This is a genomic window from Pseudoduganella sp. GW821-FHT11H04 (assembly GCF_058807935.1).
The window spans coordinates 1-1,459 of the sequence record NZ_JBXARE010000031.1 but is presented as its reverse complement, the minus strand read 5'-3'; the positions used below and the strand labels follow the sequence as shown (position 1 = coordinate 1,459).

Annotated in this window: 1 protein-coding gene; it reads left to right on the top strand. The window is 59.6% G+C overall.

The genetic code is table 11. The features are described from left to right. Positions 1–156 precede the first annotated feature (156 nt). Positions 157–1,203, top strand: coding sequence for an IS110 family RNA-guided transposase (locus AC1RTP_RS28485; RefSeq protein ID WP_498612019.1), 1,047 nt, complete (start codon positions 157–159; stop codon positions 1,201–1,203). The last annotated feature ends 256 nt before the right edge of the window (positions 1,204–1,459 follow it).

Genomic DNA, 1,459 nt, shown 5'->3' with positions numbered 1-1,459 from the left:
GGAGAATGAAATGGACGCCTCCCCTCCAGTGCCAGAAAAGCGATGAGCGGGCAGGAAAGGGAAAGCAGGAGGAAGATGGATCCTCACAGGCCGACGGCATCAGAGTGCCCAGGTGAAAGTCAACTTACTTTCGAGGCAAACAGGAGGATCCACATCATGAATGCTACTCCCAAACCCGTGGTCGGGGTAGATACGGCCAAAAGCGTGTTCCAGCTATACAGCGTTGACATGGAGACGGGCGAAGTGATCCGCAAACAACTCAAGCGTGCGCAGTTCCTGCAGTGGTTCTCGAACCGCGCGCCGTGCCTGGTCGGCATGGAGGCATGTGGCGCTTCACAGCATTGGGCGCGCCAGTTGCAAGGATTGGGCCATGAGGTCAAGCTGATGGCGGGCAAGATGGTCAAGGCGTTTGTAAGCGGCAATAAGAACGATGCCGCTGATGCCCGCGCCATCTGGCTCGCGGTGCAGCAGCCAGGCGTGAAAGCAGTCGCGGTCAAGAGCGAGGCGCAGCAAGCGGTGCTGGCAATGCACCGGGTACGGCAGCAATTGGTGAAGATGCGCACGGCGCAGCGCAATGAATTGCGTGGTTTGCTGGCGGAGTATGGCGAGGTGTTTGGTTTGGGTAAGGTAGCGTTCAATGCCGGCATGAAGGACGCGCTGGCCCGCCTGGCAGAGCGTCTGCCGGCGATGTTGATCGATACTTTGCGCGAGCAGTGGGCCGAGCTGACCGAGTTGGACCAGCGGATTGCTGCGATTGAGGCCCGCCTGCTGGGGTGGTTGCACCAGGATCGGCAGGCGCAGGCGATTGCCGCCATACCGGGTGTCGGCTTGCTAACGGCCACTGCGGCGGTGGCGACCATGGGGCAAGCCAAGGCCTTCCGTTCCGGCCGTGAGTTCGCCGCCTGGATCGGGCTGGCGCCGGCGCAAACAGGCACTGGTGGGAGAATCAGGTTACTGGGCATTAGCAAGCGCGGCGATACGTATCTGCGCACCTTGCTAATTCACGGCGCGCGAGCGGTGCGGATACACGCGAAGACGCCGACCAAGTGGCTGCTGGATATTGGCCAGCGCCGTCCACCCAACGTGGTGACGGTGGCATTGGCCAACAAGATGGCGCGCACGATTTGGGCGGTATTGGCCCACGAGCGTGCTTATGACAAAGAGCATGTCAGCATGCGGCCGCAAGTCGCCATGCAAACATGAAGATCAACCAACCTATGAAAGGATGGCACGCCAACGGTTGCGTTAGGTATTGACAGCGATGACAGACAGGTCAGACCGGGATCCACTAAACCTGAATTGCGTCCAGGGCTTGAAGCCCGCTAGGAGAATGAGGTGTGGGTCAGCGGATTTCATCGGGGCCAGCGGTATAACCGCATGCAAGGCCGGATATAGAACTGCGACTTTCCTCGTCTACGAATCGCTGGAAACACCTTGCAAAAGGGAGGCGTCCATATAG